General features: G+C 40.0%; 16 protein-coding genes and 1 other annotated feature. Of the genes, 6 read left to right on the plus strand and 10 right to left on the minus strand.

What is annotated here, in order from left to right; genetic code table 11:
* Positions 1-8 precede the first annotated feature (8 nt).
* Entirely contained in the window at positions 9-1,652 is a 1,644-nt protein-coding gene (locus N178_RS06135; RefSeq protein WP_045291265.1) for a putative polysaccharide biosynthesis protein, read from the minus strand.
* Between the two features lie 211 nt (positions 1,653-1,863).
* Here N178_RS06135 and N178_RS06140 point away from each other — a divergent pair, with 211 nt between their 5' ends.
* The gene (locus tag N178_RS06140) at positions 1,864-3,135 is read left to right on the plus strand and encodes a BaiN/RdsA family NAD(P)/FAD-dependent oxidoreductase (RefSeq protein WP_045291267.1); all 1,272 of its coding nucleotides are present in this window, start codon (positions 1,864-1,866) and stop codon (positions 3,133-3,135) included.
* A 4-nt stretch (positions 3,136-3,139) separates the two neighbouring features.
* On the opposite strand, the gene N178_RS06145 is transcribed toward N178_RS06140, so the two are convergent.
* From N178_RS06145 to N178_RS06175, 7 genes are all read right to left on the minus strand, one after another.
* Entirely contained in the window at positions 3,140-3,319 is a 180-nt protein-coding gene (locus N178_RS06145; RefSeq protein WP_013059521.1) for a sporulation protein Cse60, read from the minus strand.
* A 408-nt stretch (positions 3,320-3,727) separates the two neighbouring features.
* The gene (locus N178_RS06150) at positions 3,728-4,039 is read right to left on the minus strand and encodes a rhodanese-like domain-containing protein (RefSeq protein ID WP_045291270.1); all 312 of its coding nucleotides are present in this window, start codon (positions 4,037-4,039) and stop codon (positions 3,728-3,730) included.
* Between the two features lie 417 nt (positions 4,040-4,456).
* Positions 4,457-6,871, minus strand: a complete 2,415-nt coding sequence (gene leuS, locus N178_RS06155; RefSeq protein WP_013085251.1) for a leucine--tRNA ligase — start codon at positions 6,869-6,871, stop codon at positions 4,457-4,459.
* Between the two features lie 64 nt (positions 6,872-6,935).
* Positions 6,936-7,154: a binding site (T-box leader), on the minus strand.
* Positions 7,155-7,568: 414 nt separating this feature from the next.
* On the minus strand, positions 7,569-8,891 hold the full coding sequence (locus N178_RS06160; protein ID WP_045291272.1) for a GntP family permease: 1,323 nt from the start codon (positions 8,889-8,891) through the stop codon (positions 7,569-7,571).
* A gap of 156 nt (positions 8,892-9,047) precedes the next feature.
* A complete protein-coding gene (locus N178_RS06165) occupies positions 9,048-10,235 on the minus strand; it encodes an MDR family MFS transporter (protein ID WP_045291274.1) in 1,188 nt (395 codons plus the stop codon).
* Between the two features lie 158 nt (positions 10,236-10,393).
* A complete protein-coding gene (locus tag N178_RS06170; protein ID WP_013059527.1) occupies positions 10,394-10,549 on the minus strand; it encodes a hypothetical protein in 156 nt (51 codons plus the stop codon).
* Positions 10,550-10,561: 12 nt separating this feature from the next.
* Positions 10,562-10,825, minus strand: a complete 264-nt coding sequence (locus tag N178_RS06175) for a YtzC family protein (protein ID WP_013059528.1) — start codon at positions 10,823-10,825, stop codon at positions 10,562-10,564.
* A 168-nt stretch (positions 10,826-10,993) separates the two neighbouring features.
* Between N178_RS06175 and mnmL the strand changes: the two genes are divergently transcribed.
* Positions 10,994-11,956, plus strand: coding sequence for a tRNA modification radical SAM protein MnmL/YtqA (mnmL, locus tag N178_RS06180; RefSeq protein WP_045291276.1), 963 nt, complete (start codon positions 10,994-10,996; stop codon positions 11,954-11,956).
* Positions 11,953-12,522: a tRNA 5-(aminomethyl)-2-thiouridylate-methyltransferase MnmM gene (gene mnmM / locus N178_RS06185; protein ID WP_045291278.1), complete on the plus strand. Its 570-nt coding sequence runs from the start codon at positions 11,953-11,955 to the stop codon at positions 12,520-12,522. The genes mnmL and mnmM overlap by 4 nt, the downstream gene beginning before the upstream one ends.
* A gap of 12 nt (positions 12,523-12,534) precedes the next feature.
* On the opposite strand, the gene N178_RS06190 is transcribed toward mnmM, so the two are convergent.
* Both N178_RS06190 and N178_RS06195 read right to left on the minus strand, forming a co-directional pair.
* A complete protein-coding gene (locus tag N178_RS06190) occupies positions 12,535-13,593 on the minus strand; it encodes a tetraprenyl-beta-curcumene synthase family protein (protein ID WP_045291280.1) in 1,059 nt (352 codons plus the stop codon).
* Between the two features lie 31 nt (positions 13,594-13,624).
* Positions 13,625-14,401, minus strand: coding sequence for an alpha/beta fold hydrolase (locus N178_RS06195; RefSeq protein ID WP_013059532.1), 777 nt, complete (start codon positions 14,399-14,401; stop codon positions 13,625-13,627).
* Positions 14,402-14,508: 107 nt separating this feature from the next.
* Between N178_RS06195 and N178_RS06200 the strand changes: the two genes are divergently transcribed.
* The 3 genes from N178_RS06200 to N178_RS06210 all read left to right on the plus strand — a co-directional run bounded on the left by N178_RS06200 (position 14,509) and on the right by N178_RS06210 (position 16,916).
* Positions 14,509-15,036 (plus strand): gamma carbonic anhydrase, encoded by a 528-nt coding sequence (locus N178_RS06200; protein WP_014457969.1) that lies wholly within the window; start codon positions 14,509-14,511, stop codon positions 15,034-15,036.
* 191 nt (positions 15,037-15,227) lie between these two features.
* Positions 15,228-15,752: a phosphatase PAP2 family protein gene (locus N178_RS06205; protein WP_045291281.1), complete on the plus strand. Its 525-nt coding sequence runs from the start codon at positions 15,228-15,230 to the stop codon at positions 15,750-15,752.
* Between the two features lie 18 nt (positions 15,753-15,770).
* Entirely contained in the window at positions 15,771-16,916 is a 1,146-nt protein-coding gene (locus N178_RS06210; RefSeq protein WP_045291282.1) for a glycosyltransferase family 4 protein, read from the plus strand.
* The last annotated feature ends 6 nt before the right edge of the window (positions 16,917-16,922 follow it).

A 16,922-nucleotide genomic window follows, 5' to 3' on the forward strand; every position in this document is an offset into this window, starting at 1 on the left:
TCATCTTCTTATGCACTGCGCTGTTTATTTCGGCGCAGTATCTTTCGTTCAATTGCACCTGTTACCCTCGCTCCCATTACTTTTTCAAACAGGCTTGAACGATAGGTAATGATAAAGTAAATAAGGCCGCCTACTGCTGCTCCTATAATCGTAATAACAGTGGCGGAGAATCGTCCTGGCTCTGTAAACAGACCAATCACTGCTGCGACAATTTTTACGCTGATTCCCATAATCGCAACAAAAATGAGAATGAGCACGGAGCGTTTTATAAACTCACTGTAGTTATATTTTGCGTGTTTTTGAATAAGCGCAAACATATAAACAAGAGATACGATATAGCCTAGTGCTGTCGCTAAAACTGAACCAATCTCGTGGAACATAAGAATAAATGGAACGTTCAAAACAATTTTCACAATCAACCCAAATAATAAACTTAAAACAGCATATTTTTGTTTGTTGATTCCTTGTAAAATAGCTCCATTAACCGTAAAAAATGAGAATAATAAAGCTACCGGTGCATAATAAAGCAAGACATTTCCACCCGCATCCGATGCATCTGTTCCAAAGAAAAACGTATAGGCTGGGCCAGCTAAAGCCATTAACCCTACAGATGCTGGCAGCACAAGAAACATAATCGTTTGATATGTTTGATCAATTTGCTTTTGCAATACATTATAATCTTTATTCACAAATGAACGTGTAATCGTTGGTACAAGAGTCAAACCGAACGCAGTAGCTAATGAAACAGGGATCATCACAAGCTTTGGAACATAAGACTGAACAATTCCGTTCATGGACTCCGCTATTTCTTTTTGTCCAGCCGCTACCATCGCACGGTTAAATGTGAATTGATCCACATACTGATACAGCGGAATAGCTAAGCTGACAAATACATATGGCAATGAATACGTAAGCAGCTCTTTAAAAATGGATAAGGTAGAAATACGCGTAGGCGTTACCGTCTGCTCGTTCACCATTTTATCGAGATGAGGCTTTCGTTTTTTCCAGTACCAAATTAATACGGCCAGTCCAGCAAGAGCTCCTACAAAAGCCCCCATTGTAGCAAATCCAACCGCTAATGCAAGACTCCCATGTACAACTTTGATGACAATATAGGTCGATGCTAATAAAAAGACAACCCGCACAAGCTGTTCAACTACTTGTGAAACGGCTGTTGGTCCCATAGACTGGTGTCCCTGGAAAAATCCTCGCATTAAACTCATCATCGGTACTACAATTAACGCAATACTAACCATTCGCATAACCATTACTACATCTTCTAAGGAGTTATTTAAATCAGAACCTCCCAGTGTAATTCTAGACATAACAGGAGCTAACGAATATAAAAGTAAAAATGCAAGTATTCCTGTGACAAGCATTAATTTCATGCCGGCCCGGTACATTCTTCTACTCGTATAATAATCACCGAGTGCATTATATTTTGACACAAATTTCGATACGGCCATTGGCATACCGGCTGTAGCAATACTTAAATAAATAGCATATTGGTTATATCCGTAACCAAACAGTGCTCCCCCTACGGTTCCAACAAGGATCGCAAATGGAAATAAATAAATCATTCCCAAGATTCGGGATACATACGTGCCAAGCGTTAGCACAAAGGTCCCTCTTAACAATTTTGAATCAGACATACGTTTGCCTCCGATACTTAATGTTACATACTGATAATAATGATAGAATTGAAAAGAAGCAAGTGACAGTATACACTAAGAAAGGTCTTATACTCACTCGCACTCGTCAACAAACTAAAAAAACAAAGACTATAGCCCATTTTATCCAATGTTGAGAGATTTGTCAGTGAACAAACTAAAATTTTTTAAGAATAGACAGGTTGGTGAAAGTATGATATATGATGTAGTCGTAATCGGAGGAGGACCTTCTGGTTTGATGGCATCGATTGCAGCTGGAGAGTCAGGTGCAAACGTATTATTAATTGATAAAGGCAATAAACTCGGACGAAAACTTGCCATTTCTGGGGGCGGACGCTGTAATGTAACAAACCGCCTTCCGATTGATGAACTTATTAAACACATTCCAGGAAACGGACGCTTTTTATACAGTGCGTTTTCTGTTTTTAATAACGAAGATATCATCTCCTATTTTGAAGGCCTTGGAATTAAATTAAAAGAAGAAGATCACGGGCGTATGTTTCCGGTTAGCAATAAAGCTCAATCTGTTGTTGATGCATTAATTAGCGAACTTCACCGTCTTCGTGTGACAATTCGTACAAATACAGCCGTTAAACGCGTAACCTATGAAAACAACACCGTGAAAGAAGTTGTGCTTCAAAACGGAGAAGCAATCCAAACGAAAAGCGTTGTGATTGCAGTAGGTGGAAAATCAGTGCCTCATACAGGTTCGACAGGAGACGGTTATCAATGGGCAAAAGATGCGGGGCATAAAATTACTGAACTTTACCCAACAGAAGTTCCTATTACATCTAGCGAACACTTTATTAAAACCAAAACGCTTCAAGGTCTATCGCTTCGTAATGTAGGATTAAGCGTGCTTAATAAAAAAGGCAAGCCTGTCATTACTCATCAGATGGATATGATTTTCACTCACTTTGGCATTTCTGGTCCCGCCGCTCTTCGCTGCAGCCAATATGTCGTTAAAGAGTTAAAGAAACAAAAAAGCAACACTGTTCAAATGTCTATTGATTTATTTCCTAGCCAAAATGAAGAAGAGATTTTTCAAAAATTAGCCAAAATGACAAAAGAAGAGCCGAAAAAAGCGATTAAAAATGTTTTAAAAGGTTTTGTATCTGAACGCTATCTATTATTTTTACTCGAGCAAGCAGACATTGATAGCCAAGCACTAGCGGGACAGATTCAGCATGAAAAACTGAGAGAGTTCTCGAGAATGTGCAAACGATTTGAATTTGCTGTAAACGGCACGCTTTCTTTAGAGAAAGCATTCGTCACAGGAGGCGGCGTATCAGTTAAAGAAATTCACCCAAAAGAAATGTCTTCGAAATTTATGCAAGGCCTTTACTTCTGCGGGGAAATTCTTGATATCCACGGATATACTGGAGGATACAATATTACTTCTGCTCTTGTAACAGGCCGTTTGGCGGGGAGTAATGCAGGAGAATTTGCAACAAGCCTAGCATAATATGCTAGGCTTTATACATAACCATGGCTGAAAAACAGTACACTTGCTCATCACGATCAACATCCACTGTGACTTGATATTTAATATCCACGACGTCTTCATCTTCTAATTTTCGTAAAAATCGGTTCACCGCAAACTCTAAATCTTTTTCATGCTCTTTATCAAACATTTTCACTTGTATCACAGCTTCTACCACCTTGTCCTATCAAATTTGTTTCAATCAGAATGGACTGCTTCTCTCAATGATGGCTTTTGTACTGATTTTCAACTTCTTCCTACCTTTATTTTTATGAAGACTTTTATAGATTTAGTCATCATTTGTTTTGCTACTATCATTTTAGTCGGATGGCAGAAGTTTAATTCAAAAAAAGAGGTTGAGACATAACGAACTTAATCCAATCTAAAGACGAACAAATGGGATACATGAGCTGAACCGCTTGTAACACGGCAGTCGATTTTCATGCAAGACGTCGCCTTTCCCTCCAATCAACTGCTAAAAGGCACGAAACAAAAAAAAGAACCACTAATCAAACATGTTGATTAATAGTTCATTTTTCACTTCAACTGAGATACTTTTATCCCAGCCTCTTTTTTATTTATTAACCGTTTTTCCTTCCCACTCTAACATGCCGCCAACCATATTTGTTACTTTATGTCCTTGTTCTTGAAGGTAGTAACATACGTTTTCACTGCGGCGGCCCGAACGGCAAATGAAAATATATTCTTTGTCTTTATCAAAATAATCCAAGTTAACTGGAATATCATTCATACGAATGTGTTTAGCAGTTGGAATCATCCCTTCTGCTACTTCTTCATCTTCGCGCACATCAACTAAATGAAGTTCTTCTCCATTTTCAACGCGTTTTTGAAGTTCTTCAGGCGTAATTACTTTTACTTCTTCCATCTTCGTCATTCCTCTCTATTCTTTCATTCAGCTTGCTATCGCTATTGTAGCAAATTCAAATACCTTTATGCCACTAAATAAGAAAAGCTTAAACAGCACCCTGCCTAAGCTTTTCCAATTGTAGTTAAAGGTTTGACTAAGCTCTTAAGATCAAACCCGAAAGCAAGGCACATCTACTTAAGTCTAGAACACAAGCTACTCTAGCTCTTTCACTCTGGAGTGTATCTAAAAAAAGAAACAAAGAAGACCACTCGACCAAGTGACTCTATCATTGGCTAACCAGACTACTTCGTTCTTACTTTCAAAGATTTTGACTAAGGGCCTGATGTCAACCCCGAAAGGGGGACATCAGGCCCTTAGGTCTAGAACAGACCCCCTGACTAAAGAGCAGTCAGGGGGTCTGTTCTACATCAATACTTAATTAGCTACGATGTTTACTAATTTACCAGGCACAGCAATTACTTTGCGCACTGTCTTACCTTCAATGAACTCTTGAACGTCTTCATTAGCCATTGCAATATCTTGAAGCTCTTCACGAGACGCCTCAGCAGGTACGTTTACTTTCGCACGTACTTTACCGTTAATTTGAACGACAATTTCCACTTCATCATCTACAAGTTTTGCTTCGTCAAACGCAGGCCAAGCCTCATACGAAATTGTATCTTCGTGACCTAGTTTGCTCCATAATTCCTCAGTCGTATGAGGACAAATTGGTGCTAATAGCTTCACAAATCCTTCTACGTATTGCTTTGGCAGCACGTCAACTTTGTATGCATCATTGATGAATACCATAAGCTGAGAGATACCTGTATTAAAACGGAGGCCTTCGTAATCTTCCGTTACTTTTTTCACCGTTTGGTGATACACGCGTTCAAGCGTAGTGTCATTGCTTTCTTGAACCTTGCTGCTTAATTCACCGTTATCGTCAACAAGTAAGCGCCATACACGATCTAAGAAACGGCGTGCACCATCAAGCCCTTTTGTTGACCAGGCGATTGACGCATCTAAAGGCCCCATGAACATTTCATAAAGGCGAAGCGTATCTGCTCCGTGGCTTTCTACGATTTCGTCTGGGTTTACAACGTTACCTTTTGACTTACTCATTTTTTCATTGTTTTCTCCAAGAATCATACCTTGGTTAAACAGTTTTTGGAACGGCTCTTTTGTTGGAACTACGCCGATATCATATAAAAACTTATGCCAGAAACGAGCATATAATAAGTGAAGAACAGCGTGTTCAGCTCCACCGATATAAATATCAACCGGCAACCATTCTTTTAATTTATCTGCATCTGCTAACGCTTCACTGTTTGTTGGATCAATGTAGCGTAAGTAATACCAGCAGCTGCCTGCCCATTGAGGCATTGTATTTGTTTCGCGGCGCCCTTTTTTGCCTGTTTCCGGATCTACAACGTTCACCCAGTCATCAATGTTTGCTAACGGAGATTCACCTGTGCCTGACGGTTTGATTTCAGTCGTTTTTGGTAACACAAGCGGAAGCTGATCTTCAGGAACTGCAGTTGTTGTGCCATCTTCCCAGTGAATAACAGGAATTGGTTCACCCCAGTAGCGCTGACGACTGAATAACCAGTCACGCAGACGGTATGTTACTTGTTTTTCACCTTTTTCATTTGCTTGAAGCCACTGAATCATATTTGAAATTGCTTCTTCTTTATCTAAACCATTTAAGAAGTCTGAATTAACGTGCTCGCCGTCGCCTGTATAAGCTTCTTTTGAAACGTCTCCGCCCGCTACCACTTCTTTAATCGGCAGCTCAAATTTAACAGCAAACTCATAATCGCGCTCATCATGAGCAGGAACAGCCATAATTGCACCTGTGCCATAGCTCATTAGAACATAGTCAGCAATCCAAATCGGCATTCTCTCGCCGTTTACAGGATTAATTGCATAAGCACCTGTGAATACGCCCGTTTTGTCTTTAGCTAAGTCTGTACGCTCTAAATCGCTTTTGCTTTTAATTTGATCTAAATAAGCTTCTACCGCTTCTTTTTGTTCGGCTGTTGTAATTTTTTCCACAAACGGATGTTCAGGTGCTAAAACGGCATACGTTGCCCCAAATAGCGTGTCAGGACGCGTTGTGAACACAGTAAATGTGTCCTCGTATCCATCGATTGTGAAGTGCACGTGAGCTCCTTCAGAGCGGCCAATCCAGTTGCGCTGCATTTCTTTAATACTTTCTGGCCAATCAAGCTCATCTAAATCTTCTAGTAAACGATCTGCATAAGCTGTGATTTTAAGCATCCACTGCTTCATTGGACGACGCTCAACCGGATGTCCCCCACGCTCACTTTTGCCGTCAATAACTTCTTCGTTCGCAAGTACTGTTCCTAGAGCAGGACACCAGTTAACAGCTACTTCATCCACATAAGCTAAGCCGTTTTTATATAACTGTAAGAAAATCCACTGTGTCCATTTGTAGTAGTTTGGATCAGTTGTATTAATTTCTCGCTCCCAATCGTAAGAGAAACCTAACGATTTGATTTGACGGCGGAAATTATTAATGTTAAGTTCAGTGAACTCAGCCGGATCGTTTCCTGTATCTAATGCATACTGCTCAGCAGGTAGTCCGAATGCATCCCATCCCATTGGATGAAGTACATTGTATCCTTGCATACGCTTCATACGAGATAAAATGTCCGTTGCTGTATAACCTTCTGGATGCCCAACGTGTAAACCCGCTCCAGATGGATAAGGGAACATATCTAATGCGTAAAACTTACGCTTTCCTTCATCTTCTGTTGTTCTAAATGTTTTATTTTCTTCCCAAACTTTTTGCCATTTTTGTTCGATCTTTTCATGATTAAAAGCCATACATAATCCTCCTTGTACGCTCCAGCTGTATTTAATTAAACTAAAAAACCCCTCATCCCTCAAACAAAGGGACGAGAGGTTGAATAAACTTCCCGCGGTACCACCCAAATTAGCACAATTATGTACTCACTCATTTTCCTTAACGCGGATAGACGGCAAATGTTACTTTACTTCACATTTACAACTCCAAGGTGAGTTCATGAACGCCCGTTTGCTGACTCGCACCACCCGTCAGCTCTCTTAGCTCGCTTCGTTCACTACTATTCCTTATCATAGTTTTTATATCATACTACCTTGTATTGTAAATAATATGTTCGCAAACTGCAAGTTGTTCAACGGATTTTGTAAAAGTTTCTGCACTGCAGCACTGCTTTGCTGCTAAATCCTCTCTTTCATTCTTATATATGAACAACTTCTCCCAAAAACATACATGCAGCGTAAAACAAAAAAAGAGATTGAGACATAACTAAGTCAATCTTATCTAAAGGTGAATAAATAGGATATCTGGACTCTTTGCTACAAAACTGTTGATTTCGTGCAAGGCTTTACCTTGCCCTCCAATCAGCAGCTTAAAGCAACTAAACGCGTAAGATCTACGTTCACCATAATAATGAAAAAATCCGAACGATTTATCGTTCGGATCTTCCTTCGGCTAAAATCCTTTTGTCTCAGCCTCTACTTTCTTTAGCAGCTATTATTAAATGCCAAATCCAAAAGAAAACAGGATAATCGCAAGTGCAAGACCAACAAGCGGAACAATTACCGTCATCGCTGCAACTGATCCATACGCATCTTTATGAGTTTCTCCGCAAATAGAATTAATTGTGGTGACGACATAACCATTATGAGGCAAAGAATCTAATACTCCAGAAGAAATAGCTACTACGCGATGGAGAGCTTCTGGATTTACACCAGCATCTAGATAGTGAGGGGCTAAGATTGGCAAAGCAATCGCCTGACCTCCTGAAGCCGAACCTGTCATCCCCGCGATAACACTTACCGCAATAGCTCCCCCAATCAACGGACTTCCTGGAATATGCGTCATAGCGTCTACAGCCACTCCAAACGCGGGAACAGCTTTAGCAACTCCTCCAAAACCTACGACAGCAGCTGTATTCCCAATCGCAATTAACGCCCCCAGCGTTCCTTCTGAGGCTGCGTTCCAAAACCCTTTAAAATGCTTTCGGTTCACAATATAAGTGACAATGATCCCGCTTAAAAGTGCCACAATCAACGCAGATTGCTGAAGTGGCTTATGAAGCGCAAAAGAAATAATGAGCACGACCACAAGCGGAAGCAAACTTAATAACGGATTAGGAAGAGACTGATTTTCCGTTACTGCTGGATCTTTTTCGCGTGATATAAAACGCTCTCCATTTTTAACTGCTTTTGAAATCAAGCGCTTTAACCACCAGTAGCCGAATACAGCCATCACTACCGCTACAACTAAACTAACTTCCCACCCTGCATACGGACTAGTCTTCAAATATTCAATTGGAATCCAGTTTTGGATTTCAGGAGATCCAGCCGAGGTCATCGTAAACGTAACGGAACCGAATGCTAAAGCAGCAGGGATAAACCGCCTCGGCAAATCCGCCTGTTTGAATAAGCTTAAAGCCATTGGATAAACAGAGAATGCTACTACAAACAGACTGACTCCTCCGTATGTTAAGACCGCACAGGCAAGTACAATCGCCAACACTGCTCTTTTCATTCCTAGTTTACTGACAATCCAGCGAGAAACACTATCAGCGGCCCCGCTGTCTTCCATTACTTTTCCAAAGACGGCGCCCAATAGAAACATTAAATACCAAGAGGCAATAAATCCTGTGAAACCAGACATGTAATTTCCAACAAAATTTGCTTCTCCTTCTTTCACCAGCTGTGGAAATAAAGGCATTCCGCTTGTTAACGCAACAACTAAAGCACTGAGCGGACCTGCTATAAATAAATTCATGCCTCTCATCGTTAATACAATGAGCAGCAATAATCCTCCAATTAATCCAATCATACTAAGCATGTTTAGCCCCCCATGAAGTCATATAATTAGAAAACGCTTACAATTTTACAGGTATATACTCCTTTCTTTGCTTGTCACAACCCCTACTATATTATTAAAGGAATACTGAAGACATTCCTACGTTTATTAAGCAGTCAAAAATAAAACCATCTCTATTTATTTAGAGATGGTTAATGAACGCTGACGTTTTTCTTTTAATTTATAATCGTATATCCATGTTGTACACATGCTGAATAGCAATAGCGCAATTAATAAATAGCACAGCGTAGACATATTAAACGCATCGAAAATAACGCCTCCAAAGAGAGGACCAATCATTTTACCTGCAGTAGCCATGCTGTTAACTACACCTTGATAAAATCCTTCTTTTCCAGATGGAGCCAACTGACTCGCAACAGCTGGAATGGCTGGCCAAACGAACATTTCTCCAATTGTTAATACAACCATTGCTGTTAAGAACTGCGGAAATGTTGTAGCATTCACCACGATGATGAAAGAAGCCACAAAAATAACCGTTCCAATTAGGACCTGTACTTTTAATGTTTTTGCTACTTTTTGAATGATGGGTACAATCAAAGGCTGACCGACTACAATTAAAATCCCGTTAATCGTCCAAAGTAAACTGTAGCTAGAAAGAGGTATATTCAGCTCACGCGTATGCGTAGCAATCGTTGTTTGCCACTGAACATACGCTACCCAGCATAAGACATACCCCGTACATAAAATAAGAAGAGCAGTCAGCTTCGTTTTATGCCCAATGCTCCCAGCTTCATTAAGGACATTCGTTTGCCCAACGGTAACCGAAATATGACGATATGAAAAAATAGCAATAAGCAGAAAAATAACGTATAAAATTGTATTAGCTAAGAAAATATACGTAAATGAATAAGATGCTACAATGCCTCCTACCGCAGCGCCGATAGCCACTCCTGCATTTTGAGCAACGTACATCGCATTAAATGCTTTTCTTCCGCCTTGTGGCCAAACGGATCCTGCCATTGCATACATAGATGGAAAGACAATACCAGATCCAAACCCTACAACAACCAAGAGAACAACGTATGTAGGCCAACCATGGAAAAACACGAGTCCCACTAATGCAATAAGAGTAATAATAATTCCTGATAAGATGGATTTATATCCTCCGATTTTGTCAAAAAGTGTTCCCCCTAACAAATTACCCACTACGCTTGCAGCAGAATTCAGCATAAGAACCACTCCTGCAACGGATAACGACTTTCCTAAATGTTCATTTATATAAATTGTATTGAGAGGCCATAAAAATGAAGCTCCCGTTACGTTTACAAGCATACCAATAATCAAAAACCAAAGTGATTTGGGCATTGATCTCCCCCCTATCTATTCGAATGCCAACGTACATTCTAGTCTTTTCTTAAAGGGTTCGCAATGCTTTTACATATAGACAATTTATTTGAAATTCGCTGACTATTTAAAAAGGTGATTTCACATGACAATATCATGCAAAATCACCTTTTCACCGCTTATTTTTGCTTCGAACGAACCGGCTGTGCACGCTTGCTGTTTCGTGCTTTTAATTCTTTTACCGGATCAAAATCTTTTCCTAGCTCAATGTCATTGCTGTTGATCCCGTTTTTTGTTTTTTGTTCCGGGTTATTTTGATTTGAACGAGTTGCCATAAAATCCTCTCCTTAATGCTGAGTTGTGATTAATTTATTTTGCAGCTGCTGAACTTGCAGACGCATGCGATATAGCTGTTCTCTTTGCTGTGCATTTGCACTGTGAGAAAACTCTTCAATTTCTTTATAAGCATTTTCTAATTTTTCCTGTGCTTTTGTATATTCAGTGTCATTGTAATGTTCTTGCTTCATGCCTTCCTGCAACTGACCTTGTCCAAAGCGAATAGCATCTTCACACTGCTGCATAAGTTGATCCACTGCTTGACGAGTTGTCATTCTCTATTCCTCCTATTCGTTCATTTCTGTCTTATTTTGCGCAACTTTACTCTCCTTTACGACAAGAAGAACCTGTTAAATATAAGCATCCTAAATTTGTTTGGCACTTTTTCACGTTTTTGATACAATTTGTTGATGTATATTGCATGTAAAAAGGAGGTTGCTGATTTGAATCAGACAAACCCATTTCCGTATAAATCTGAAAACAAACGTTATCATACCTGGAATTACCACTTACGTAACCACTTTGGCCATAAGGTATTTAAAGTAGCCTTAGATGGAGGATTTGATTGTCCAAACAGAGACGGCACGGTAGCTCACGGCGGCTGTACGTTTTGCAGCGCTGCCGGTTCAGGAGATTTTGCTGGAAACAGAGCGGATGATCTTGTGACACAATTTAACGAAATCCGTGAAAAAATGCATCATAAATGGAAAGACGGAAAATACGTTGCTTACTTTCAAGCATTCACTAACACTCATGCTCCTGTTGAGGAGCTTCGTGAAAAATATGAAGCGGTCTTAAAGCTTCCTGGAGTTGTTGGACTTTCTATCGCCACACGACCTGACTGTCTCCCCGACGATGTGGTGGAATACTTGGCTGAATTAAATGAACGAACTTATCTATGGGTAGAGCTTGGACTGCAGACTGTTCACGAACGAACTTCACTGCTTATCAACCGGGCACATGATCATCAATGCTATGTAGATGGTGTAGCAAAACTTCGAAAACACGGTATCCGCGTTTGTTCTCACATCATTAATGGCCTGCCTTTAGAAACACCTGATATGATGATGAAAACGGTACGAGAAGTAGCGAAATTAGACGTTCAAGGAATTAAGATTCACCTGCTTCATTTGCTAAAAGGAACTCCTATGGTCAAACAGTATGAAAAGGGCCTTGTTGAATTTCTTTCATTTGAAGAATACGTAAAGCTTGTATGCGACCAGCTCGAAATGATCCCTTCTGAGATGATTGTTCATCGTATTACTGGTGATGGACCGATAGACCTCATGATCGGACCGATGTGGAGCGTGAATAAGTGGAGCGTGTTAAATGCCATTGATCAAGAGCTCGAACGTCGCCAAAGCTATCAAGGAAAATATTATGAAAAAGAGTTGATGGAAAGATGAAAATAGAACGTATCCTGCCTTTTGCCCGCACGTTGCTCACTAATGCTGTGGCCGAAGGAGATGTCGCGATTGATGCCACGGCAGGAAATGGACATGATACATTGTTTTTAGCTAATTTAGTCGGAGATGCAGGTCATGTATATGGATTTGATATTCAGCCCCAAGCCATTCAAGCAACTCAGCAGCGATTGACAGAACATAATGTAGAAAACCGAGTCACGCTTATCCAAGAAAGTCACAGCAATATAAACCTGCTTCCTACTTCTATTAATGGACGAGTTACGGGCGCTGTCTTTAATTTAGGTTATTTACCAGGTGGAGATAAAGACATCGTCACCACTTCTGAAACAACAATCTCTGCAATTGAGCAGTTACTTGATTTGCTAGCACCTGAAGGAGTGATTGTGCTCGTTATTTATCATGGACACGAACAAGGGAAACAAGAAAGAGACGATTTACTAACGTATGTCCAAAACCTTGATCAAAAAAACGTCCATGTTCTACAATACAGCTTCATGAATCAGCAAAACAATCCTCCGTTCATCATTGCTATTGAAAAAAGATAAGCCGCATATGGCTTATCTTTTTAGCATTCGGTACAAGCGTCCGTTGATATAGAAAAAGTAGCTGAGTGCTCCCCCCGCTTTTATTAATCTACGTGCATTCACATGAACATGTTTTTGTGCCCGCACTTTTTGATCGGACAAATAAACGCCCAAGAGTCCCTTATAGATAAAGCAGTGAAAGTGATAATCCGGCAGTTTTTTAGCATATTCGTCCGCTTTTACAACAAAATGCAAAAAGCGATCCATCATTTGCTGATAGTGAGGATAATAAAAACAAAAGTTCAAATCTCCTCCTGCTTTATCTTCTTCTTGGTCAATTAAATAATCGAGTAAAATATGTAAACCTTGAATATAAGGAAAATATCCCGCTTTTATTTTCTCCGTCATTTCTTCGGTCATCTCTTCTTGAAAACTGTAAGCGACCAAACAAAAAATGCCTAACGTTGAACCAGAGCACGCTGAAAATTCATACCACTCCATTTCAGGAACACTGTGCCGGTGAGCATCGAACCAATTCTCTAATCGCGGAACTCTTTCCTTGATTTCAACATGCTTATGTATTTGCAAATCACAATAATAAGTAGCTAGTTCTAGTAAATGTGAAGAGACGATATGGTAATTACAGGCTTTTCGCAAGGACTGCTGACAAGTCTGGACAAGTTCCCCTAAGTATCCTCCGTCGTCTTTATCCGTTCGAAAACGATAGTAATCTCCAAGAGGTGCATGAGGAGTCAACGCATCTGGCATCGATTCATGTAAGGCTGCAAAATCTTTAGGATCGAGCGAATTGCTGCGGTCACATAAGTTATCTAAGTAATCGCTGATTGTTTGGTAGGCAACGATAAATTTTACGCATTCAATCATGTTTTCTTTCGCTAAAATCGATAGGATGCCGCCTCCTTCACAATGAAAAGTTTTTGTATCGATGCTTGCCAATGCTTGAGTGCGTAATTCTTTATTAGGAATCTCTTTTGCCCGTTCCCGCCAATGGTCAAGCTCATGATGAACGACGGGAAACACTTCTCGATAAATTTTTCTCATTAATGAAATAGGACGAGACGGAATCTTCATTTATTTTCACCTCAATTTCTGACAGCACTCATTAAATGTGAAGATCAACAAAGCTTTTCGCGTATGTAAAAACGTATTCTCTTTCAGGCTCATTAAAGATTTCGTGATACAGCTGAGACCATTCTTTGTAGATTTTTTCACTTAGCTCTATTTCATCAAACCACTGTCTAACAATCAGCTTTTCAATAATTTTATCTTCTCCTGCCTGCATCACAAGAAGCGGAACATCCGGCAAACGATCGATATCTTTAAAAGCTAAGTTAACAGCTTGAATCAATTCTCGGTACCATCTTACGGAAACTTTTGTAACGTACAGTGAGTCGTTTTCATCTTCATCTCGAACTTCTTGGTTTCTTGTTGCTTTTTCAACAGTGAGACCCAAATCAAAAAGTTTGTTCGGCATGACTTTATTTAATCCTTTAGATAACATATCTAAGTAAGCTGGTACTTGCTCTTTTAATCCTAAACAAGGTGAGGAAAGAATCGCACCCCATATAGGGAGATTCTTTGTCTGAAGCGTACGAATAACCGCCAATCCTCCCATACTGTGTCCTAACAGGAAAATAGGCAAATCATATTTCTGCGCTTCACGTACCCATTCTTCCACTTCATATACATATTCATCAAAGGATAGGATATGTCCTCTTCTTCTCGTTGTTAAGCCTTGGCCAGGAAGGTCTCCCATGATTACGTGCATTCCAACTGAACGCCACATCTCAATCAGCCAGCGATAGCGCCCGTGATGCTCCGCCGCTCCATGGACCATGACAATAACGCCTTTTGGATTTACTGCTTCCCATTTATGCATTTGAGTTACTCCTTCTTCCTTTTTTTGTTTACCTGCTTTAAAAACCTTTGTACACTTACATTAGAAGATTTACTACTTTTTTTCAACTAATAAAGGGAGATGATTTGATGATTTATCCGTATAAAGAAAAAATGCCTACCATTGCACCCAGCTGCTTCATCGCAGACTATGTCACGATTACTGGAGATGTCACCATTGGTGAAGAAAGCAGCATTTGGTTTAACACTGTTATTAGAGGAGATGTTTCGCCTACTATTATCGGTAAACGAGTAAATATACAAGATCAATCAACACTCCATCAAAGCCCAAATGCTCCGTTGCTTATTGAGGATGATGTGACAGTAGGACATCAAGTTATTTTACACAGCTCCATCATCCGCAAACGCGCGCTCATTGGCATGGGCTCTATTATTTTAGACGGTGCGGAAATTGGTGAAGGTGCTTTTATCGGTGCTGGAAGTTTAGTGCCTCCCGGTAAAAAAATACCACCTAATACTCTCGCACTCGGTCGACCTGCTAAAGTGATCCGCACTCTGACTGAGGAGGATTTAAAAGATATGCAGCGCATCCGTACAGAATATGTAGAAAAAGGGCAGTATTATAAGTCTATTAAGAAATCTGATTCTTCATTATAAAGGAAACGTTCCCTCAGAAAGTCATACTGAGGGAATTTTTTTAGTATCTCCACAAACTCTCTAATCATGTTCTATTCTCCCCACAATTGTAAAGAAATTTCCATATTAATTTACATCGTTTTAGTACTGCCTCCACAATTAAAGATTAAACTGAATAATAAAGACGTATTTATTGAAAAGGGAGCGACTCTATGAAAGCTAAGTTAATTCAGTATGTATACGATGCCGAATGCCGATTATTCAAAAGTGTAAATCAACACTTTGATCGAAAGCACTTAAATAGGTTTTTACGTTTACTAACTCACGCCGGCGGAGCCACGTTTACCATTGTGATAGCATGCTTGCTGCTATTTCTGCACCCTTCATCCGTTGCTTACGCTTGTGGGTTTTCTCTAGCTGTTAGCCATATTCCTGTTGCCATTGCTAAAAAGCTATATCCTAGACAACGGCCTTATATTCAACTAAAGCATACAAAAGTATTAGAAAATCCATTAAAAGATCATTCATTTCCATCGGGGCATACAACAGCTATTTTTTCGTTAGTTACCCCTGTGATGATTACTTATCCAGCCTTCGCTGCCATTCTTTTGCCTCTTGCAGTCACGGTAGGAGTTTCAAGAATTTATCTCGGTCTGCACTATCCGACGGATGTCATGGTAGGCCTGATACTCGGCATCTTTTCAGGTGCTGTTTCACTGAACATATTTTTAGTCTAATTGATAGGAGGAGTACTAATGAGAATTGCTTTATTTACCGATACATTTGCTCCGGAAGTTAACGGAGCTGCTAAAACACTTTATCAATTTACTCAGTATGTCAAATCAAAGCAAATTCCCATCCAGGTATTTGCTCCTGAATTTGCTCATAATCAGTCATTTTCAACGTATGTTCACCGCTCGCCCAGCATGCCTTTTTTCCTTTATCCAAACAGCCGCTTTTCATTGCCAAACGTTCTAAAAATTAAAAAGCAGCTGCAGGAATTCAACCCTTCTCTCATTCATTTGGCCACCCCTTTTACAATGGGGCTTTGCGGCTCCTATTACGGGAAAAGATTAGGTGTTCCTCTTGTCGGCTCTTATCATACCAATTTTGATGATTATTTATCTCACTATGAACTTGAAAAAATGCGTGTACCACTGCAAAAATATATGAAATGGTTTTATAAACCTGTACAGAAAATATTCGCTCCCTCCGAAGTAACCAAACAGCAGCTAGAAGAACAAGGGTTTCACAACGTAGCTATTTGGTCGCGAGGGGTGAATCACAAATTGTTTCATCCCCACTATGACCGCTTTGATATTCGTATTAAATACAATATTAAAAAACCCTACATTTTAACGTATGTAGGCAGATTAGCTAAAGAAAAAAACGCTGATTTTTTAATAAAAATCGCACGATCTCTACCTGATCATATCCGTCATCAAATTCACTGGGTTATTGTGGGAGACGGCCCTTTAAAGGAACAGATGCAGCAGCAAGCATCTGAGCATATGACATTTACAGGCTTTCTTGAAGGTAAGCAACTTGCTCATATCTACTCGTCATCTGATTTGTTTGTTTTTCCTTCAGAAACAGAAACCTTCGGAAATGTCGTACTGGAGTCTCTTGCTTCTGGAACTCCTGTAGTGGCAGCAAATGCAGGAGGAGTTAAACAGATGGTTCAGCACGGGCGAAACGGCTACCTTTGCAAACCTCACTCCTTAGAAGAATTCAGTTCGGCTATTACAGGTTTACTCGATGATTTGCACCAGCGGCTTCACTTTGGCCATGCAGCGAGACACTATGCTCTTACTCAATCATGGGACGCCATTTTTCAGCATTTGCTTTCAGAATATGAAGATGTCGTAGAAAAATCTGCTGAAGGCATTCAATGGGCATAAAAAAAA

Source organism: Priestia aryabhattai B8W22, from assembly GCF_000956595.1.
Taxonomy (GTDB): domain Bacteria; phylum Bacillota; class Bacilli; order Bacillales; family Bacillaceae_H; genus Priestia; species Priestia aryabhattai.

Coding starts and splice junctions, on each gene's coding strand:
- N178_RS06135 (WP_045291265.1), bottom strand. CDS start 1,652: ATGTCTGATTCAAAATTGTTAAGAGGGACCTTTGTGCTAACGCTTGGC.
- N178_RS06140 (WP_045291267.1), top strand. CDS start 1,864: ATGATATATGATGTAGTCGTAATCGGAGGAGGACCTTCTGGTTTGATG.
- N178_RS06150 (WP_045291270.1), bottom strand. CDS start 4,039: ATGGAAGAAGTAAAAGTAATTACGCCTGAAGAACTTCAAAAACGCGTT.
- leuS (WP_013085251.1), bottom strand. CDS start 6,871: ATGGCTTTTAATCATGAAAAGATCGAACAAAAATGGCAAAAAGTTTGG.
- N178_RS06160 (WP_045291272.1), bottom strand. CDS start 8,891: ATGCTTAGTATGATTGGATTAATTGGAGGATTATTGCTGCTCATTGTA.
- N178_RS06165 (WP_045291274.1), bottom strand. CDS start 10,235: ATGCCCAAATCACTTTGGTTTTTGATTATTGGTATGCTTGTAAACGTA.
- N178_RS06170 (WP_013059527.1), bottom strand. CDS start 10,549: ATGGCAACTCGTTCAAATCAAAATAACCCGGAACAAAAAACAAAAAAC.
- N178_RS06175 (WP_013059528.1), bottom strand. CDS start 10,825: ATGACAACTCGTCAAGCAGTGGATCAACTTATGCAGCAGTGTGAAGAT.
- mnmM (WP_045291278.1), top strand. CDS start 11,953: ATGAAAATAGAACGTATCCTGCCTTTTGCCCGCACGTTGCTCACTAAT.
- N178_RS06190 (WP_045291280.1), bottom strand. CDS start 13,593: ATGAAGATTCCGTCTCGTCCTATTTCATTAATGAGAAAAATTTATCGA.
- N178_RS06195 (WP_013059532.1), bottom strand. CDS start 14,401: ATGCATAAATGGGAAGCAGTAAATCCAAAAGGCGTTATTGTCATGGTC.
- N178_RS06200 (WP_014457969.1), top strand. CDS start 14,509: ATGATTTATCCGTATAAAGAAAAAATGCCTACCATTGCACCCAGCTGC.
- N178_RS06205 (WP_045291281.1), top strand. CDS start 15,228: ATGAAAGCTAAGTTAATTCAGTATGTATACGATGCCGAATGCCGATTA.
- N178_RS06210 (WP_045291282.1), top strand. CDS start 15,771: ATGAGAATTGCTTTATTTACCGATACATTTGCTCCGGAAGTTAACGGA.